Annotated in this window: 4 protein-coding genes; all 4 read right to left on the bottom strand. The window is 66.7% G+C overall.

From position 1 onward, the window contains the following. Positions 1–165: 165 nt before the first annotated feature. Positions 166–1,530 (bottom strand): wax ester/triacylglycerol synthase domain-containing protein, encoded by a 1,365-nt coding sequence (locus EET03_RS13185; RefSeq protein ID WP_075543472.1) that lies wholly within the window; start codon positions 1,528–1,530, stop codon positions 166–168. Between the two features lie 102 nt (positions 1,531–1,632). Next, positions 1,633–2,919, bottom strand: a complete 1,287-nt coding sequence (locus EET03_RS13180) for a D-arabinono-1,4-lactone oxidase (RefSeq protein WP_063471481.1) — start codon at positions 2,917–2,919, stop codon at positions 1,633–1,635. Beyond that, entirely contained in the window at positions 2,916–4,121 is a 1,206-nt protein-coding gene (locus EET03_RS13175; protein ID WP_075543471.1) for a M28 family metallopeptidase, read from the bottom strand. The genes EET03_RS13180 and EET03_RS13175 overlap by 4 nt, the downstream gene beginning before the upstream one ends. Before the next feature lie 43 nt (positions 4,122–4,164). Further along, positions 4,165–5,406, bottom strand: coding sequence for an amino acid deaminase/aldolase (locus EET03_RS13170; protein ID WP_075543470.1), 1,242 nt, complete (start codon positions 5,404–5,406; stop codon positions 4,165–4,167). Between the last annotated feature and the right edge of the window lie 283 nt (positions 5,407–5,689).

The following is a 5,689-nucleotide window of genomic DNA, read 5'->3' as shown; positions in this document are numbered from 1 at the left end:
CCCCACGACCCCACGAAAGGACCCCCCGGGCCCAAGGAACCCGGCAGAACCCCGCTGACCCGGTCCCACCACCGCACCCCCGACCCGAAAATCAAGATCGAAAACCACAATCCGCCCCGATCAGGCCACCACGTCAACCCCACGAAACATCCGGGCTGACACGAATTAGCCTGCGAGCGCCAATACTTCGTCGAAGCCGGCGACGAGAGCGTCATGGAAGACGTCGTAGTCGGGGATCGCGGCGGTGTCGACGTCGATGCCCAGTGAGCAGGTGTCGACATAGGACAGCAGCGTGACGTTGACGGCCGAGCCGATCGTCGGGCCGAACGCGTATTGCGTGCGCACTGCCGCACCTCCGAGAAACACCGGCACCGGGATACCGGGTACGTCGCTGGTCAGGAAATCAACGTGGCGCAGCACCGAGCCGATGTACCAACGCGGCATCAGGTTGAGAACGCCGGCAATCACCTGGGTGTAGGGCAGCGACTTTTCCTGCCGCACCGCGCCGACGCGCTCGTGGATGGCCTTGATCCGTTTCGCCGGGTCAGTCTCACCGACGGGAATGTCGAACCGCATCAACGTGATTCGGTTTCCACCCATGTCATCGGTGGCCGTCCGCAAGCTGATCGGCATAGTCAGGTGCAAATCGCCAACCGCAACGCCGTGTTTTTCGTGATAGATGCGTAACCCGCCAGCCACCCCGGCGACAAACGCATCGTTGAGCGCGCCGCCACACCGGTGCGCGGCATCGCGCAATTGCAGCCGCGGCACCTCGTGCACCCCGAGGCGCCGGATCAGCCCGCGCTCCCTGATCAGCGGTGAACCGGTGCGGTTGAGCGGCCGGACCGTCCGGTAGACCGACGCAGCGTTGGCCGCTGCCGACCGGAGAGTCGCGATGGGCCGCCGGATACCGCCGTACACCAGTTGCGGTACCTGCCGTGCCGTGCCGGTCACTGCGTTGGCAAGCAACGAGGCGCTATAGCGCCACGAATCGCGGTACCCCTCCAGGCGAGACGGTTGGGATACCTCCGCTGCGGCAGGCAGTGCCTCCAGTTCGTAATGCTCTTCGGAAAGGTCGAATAGCCGCATCGCGATCTGGATGCCCCCGACACCGTCGGTGAGGGCATGGTGGAACTTGCAGATCACCGCCGCGGCACCGTCGTGCAGGCCCTCGACCAGCGTCGCCTCCCAGAGCGCCCGGGCCCGATCGAAATCCTGCATCTCCGCCACTCGGGCCATCTCGAGCACATCGTCGAGGGTGCCGGCTCCGGAAACGGCCACCCGCCGCATGTGATAGTCCAAGTCGAAGTCCGCGTCGTACTCCCACCGCGGCGGTGCGGGCGGCGGAGATTCCACCACCCGCTGGCGAAACATCGGTAGTTCCCGGCTGATCAGGTCGAAGCGTTGGCGTATCTGATCCCAGTCCGGGGATCGATCCAGCAGCACGACCGTGACCACTGTGGACCGCAGCCGTGGGTCAGTTTCCATCGCCCAGGTAAAGGCATCGCTGTTGCGCATGAATTCAGTCATAGTGGCTCCACGGACAAAGCTACGATGCCTGATGGCCGCGGTCACTAGCATGTTGCCAGCCAAGGACTTTGGTCCCTACAAGTGGTGCCAATGGTCGCCCCGTCAGGGGCCGAGGACCCGCCGGGTGTAGTCGTTGAGGAAGACCCGGTTGGGGTCGAGGCGATCGCGGACCGCCGCGAAGCGATCCCAAGCGGGATACCGATCACGAAGCGTGCCGGCGCTTTGATAGTGGCGCTTACCCCAATGCGGGCGGCCCGCATACTCGTCCATGATCTCTTCGACGGCGCGGAAGTAGGTTTCGAACTCCATGCCGGTGTACTGGTGAACCGCGATGTAGCAAGTGTCGCGGTCGTGCGCGGTCGACAAGAACGCGTCGTCGGGGGCGCCGAAGCGGACCTCGAGCGGGAACATGATCGGCAGGTTGCGGCGGCGCACAAGGTCGATGACCCGCTGCACGCCCTCGCGCGCGTGTTCGCGCGGGATCGCGTATTCCATCTCGGTGAACTTGACGTTGCGTGCGCTCGCGTAGACCTTCCAGCCATGATCCTGGACGGTGGCCGGCGACATCAAGTTCGTCATGAGTCGGTTCAATGCCGAGGCGGCACTGGGGAATTGACGACCGGTGCGGCAGATCAGGCTCAGCGCCGCGTTTTCGGCGTAGTCGTTGATCCGGCGTTTCCACACCGGCAGCGGCCTGGGCTCCTCGTCGCTGCGGCGCGTGGTGCGGGTCAGCGCCGTATCGCCGTAGGGAAACACGAAGAACTCGAAGTGGTCGTTGCCGTCCACCTGCTCGTCGAGTCGCTCCAGCGTATCGGCCAGCGGGCGCAGCTCGTCGTCGCGATGCAGCGTGAACAGCGGCACCACCCGCAGGGTCACCTGAGAGATCACGCCCAACGCGCCGATCGACACCCGTGCTGCCAGGTAGTCGTCACCCTCCGACAGGGTCAGGATGTCGCCACCGGCGGTGACCAATCGCAGCGAAACGACCTGCGCCGACACGTTGGTGAAGCGCGCCCCGGTGCCGTGCGTGGCGGTCGCGGTCGCCCCGGTGATCGACTGCTTGTCGATGTCGCCCTGGTTCTCCAGGCCCAGCCCGCGCTCGGCCAGCTGCGCGAACAGCGGGTGCAGCCTGGCCCCGCCTTGCACCGTCGCCAGACCGGCCGCCACATCCACGTCGATGACCCGCTGCATGCCGGTCATGTCGACCATCACGCCGTCGGTGCAGGCGCAGTCGGTGAACGAATGCCCGGTGCCGACGGCGCGCACGCGTTCGCCGCGCTGCGCAGCCTTGACGACGACCTCCGCCAACTCGGCTTCGGAAGTGGGCCGGACAATCTGCGACGGCGCGCACAACTGCTCGCCGGCCCAATTGCGCCACACGGTGCTCACCGGGCCAGCTCCCGCACCACGGATTCGGCCACCGTTGTGGCGTGCATCACCGTCTCGTAGACGACGTTCTCCGGTGTATCTGACATCTGGTGGTAATTCGACAGCGCTTTGTGGCGGTCGAAGGAAGAAAAGCAGGCGGTCGGGTAGCCCGCACGACTCATGATCACTGCGTCGGTGCTGTTGCGCGATCGCAGCCCCCGCCGCAGCGGTGCGTCAGCGCGTTCGGCTGCTCGGGCCACCAGGTCGCGGAAGGGCCGATGGTAGTAGTCCTCCATGATCGTGGTGCCCTCGCCCTCGAGCATGATGAGTTCGGGCGAGCCGACGGTGTCGAAGTTGAGGAAGTAGGTGTGGTCGCGGTCCAGCCGAGGCTTGTGGCGAGCGATGAAACCGTAGATGCCACCCTGCAATTGCTCCTCGGCGCCCAGCGATACCAGCAGCACCCGCACACCCTGCACCGGGCGGTCGCGTAGCCGCTCGGCCAACGCGACGATCAGCGCCACGGCGGAAAGGTTGTCGTTGGCTCCCGGCACGATCGGGCTACGGGCGATGTCGGTGAACGCCGCCACCCCGATCGCGCTCATCGCGGCCCCGGCGAGCATCATCTTGCGGTTGCTCCGCAGCGCGCCGGCACCGGCCACCATCGGCGCCAGGATCGACGGCCACCAGTTCGGCAGTGAGGTGTCGATGCGCTCGACGATCCCCGGGAATCGCTCGACGAAGAACCGCTGATAGCCGGGTTCGAAGAACTTGCCGCTGTGCGCGGCGTCGTGATGAGCGCACACCACGACCGTCCGCTTGCCGGTGAGGTCGCCGGCTTCGGCCACGACATTCCATGTCGTTCGGGGCTTTTGGAGTTTCTTGCGCACGACGCGTACCCCGTTGGAACAGTCGTCGGCGATCGCCAGTCCCGCGCCCAGCCCCGCCAGCCCGGCAAGCACCCGCAACCGACGGCTGATCAGGCCGGCGATCGCGGCGCCGACCCCGACCGCCGACAGCTTGGCGTGCAGCTGCGGGTAGCCGTCGTAGAACTGTTCCTCTTCGATCCGCGCATTCTGTGCACCGGCGGCGCGTAGGTACTCGACGATCTTGACCGCAGCCTCCTGCTCGCCGGGGTCTCCGGCACCGCGTTCGAGCGGTGCGAGCGTCTCGATGACCTCACGCATCGTGGCCAATTCGGTCGGCAATGCGGTGATCGCAGTCATAGCAGCTCCTTGTCGCACAGCGGGTAGGCGAACCATTCCATCATTAAAGAAACGTGCGACCCTCACCCCGGTAGGTCGGGACGGCGTCGACGATCTGCGCGCCCCGAACCAGGTACAACCGATCGAACCGCTCACACAGCTCGCCGGCCTTGGTGTGACGGAAATACACCTTGTCGCCGATCTGCAGTCGCCGGGCCGCCGGGCCCGACAATGGCGTCTGGACCTCGCCGGTACCTTCCATCGGGTCCAGTTTGAGCCCGCTCGGCAGGTAGGGGGTGGGCATGCGGTCTTTCGCGCCGACCCCGCTGGCCAGATAGCCGCCCCCGAGCGTGGTCACGGTGTCGGCGGCGGGGCGGCGGCACACCGGCAGCGCGAAGATCGCCGCCGGCCGCAACGTGAACGTCGAATACGAGTCGAACAGGGTCGGCGCGTAGAACCCAGAGCCGGCGGTGGCCTCGGTGATCGCCGGCTCCTGGGCAACCAGCTGAAGGTCGCCGGTACCGCCGGCGTTGACGATCTTGATGTCGGCGACATCACGCACCAGCTCGACGGCGCGGGCGCGACGTTCCCGCAACTCCGCGAAGGACCGCCGCTGCATCCACCGAACGGCCGCGTTCTGGGCGGACTTGCCGGCCACGTTGTCGCCGAACCCGGCGATATGGCCCTCGTAGGACATCAACGCCACCAGGGCCAGCGACGGCCGGCGGGCGATCTCCACCGCCAGCGCTCGTACCTGTTCCGGCGTATGCAATGGCGACCGCTTCGGCCCGATTTTCACCCGCCCGCCGGCGCGCCAGTAGCCGGCGTCGAGGTCCAGGCACAGCCGCACCGGCTTGGTTGTTGCACTTTCGATCAGGTCGAGATGTTCGACGCTGTCGACCATCACGATCGGCGCCCGTTCGGGGTCCTCGGCGGTCAGCCCGCCCAGCTTGGGCAATGCCGCCCGATCGGTCGTCGGATAGGCGAGCAGCAGGTTGTCGAAGCCGTGGTCGGCGAGCCAGAGTGTCTCGGCCAGCGTGAAGGTCATCAGCCCGTCGAACCGAACGTTCGAGTCGAGGATTTCGCGCTGTAAAGGCCTGCACCGCAACGACTTCGACGCCACTCGGATCGGCTTGTCACCCGCGCGGGAAAGCAGCTGACCGGCATTGGCCCACATCGCGTCGAGGTCGACGAAGGCAAACGGCGCGTCCAGGGCGGCGAATGCCTTCTCGTACCGTTGCAGCCGGCCGTGCGCGTCGAGCCTGACCGGCTCGTCGGCACGCCGCTCGCGACCCACCTCAGGCACGCCGTCACCTTACTGAACGTGGCGGACTCTGGCAGCAGATCGGTGATGTTCCGGCACGGCGGTGAGCACGCCGAATGGTGTGCCGGCTGCGCCGTTTCGATTGACGGCCGCGGTGTCCCCGCCCGAACTAGGCCGCCCCGTTCGTCCCGTTTTGGCCGAAGAGGAATCCGCCGGCGCCGCCGCTGCCCCCGGCTGCCAAGCCGGTGCCGTTTCCGCCATTGCCGCCGTTGCCGATGATCACCGCGCTGCCGCCGTTACCGCCCGCGCCGGCGCCGCCGTTGCC

Origin of the sequence: Mycobacterium innocens, assembly GCF_900566055.1 — a bacterium.
Lineage (GTDB): Bacteria > Actinomycetota > Actinomycetes > Mycobacteriales > Mycobacteriaceae > Mycobacterium > Mycobacterium innocens.
This window is presented reverse-complemented; position numbering and strand designations above follow the sequence as displayed.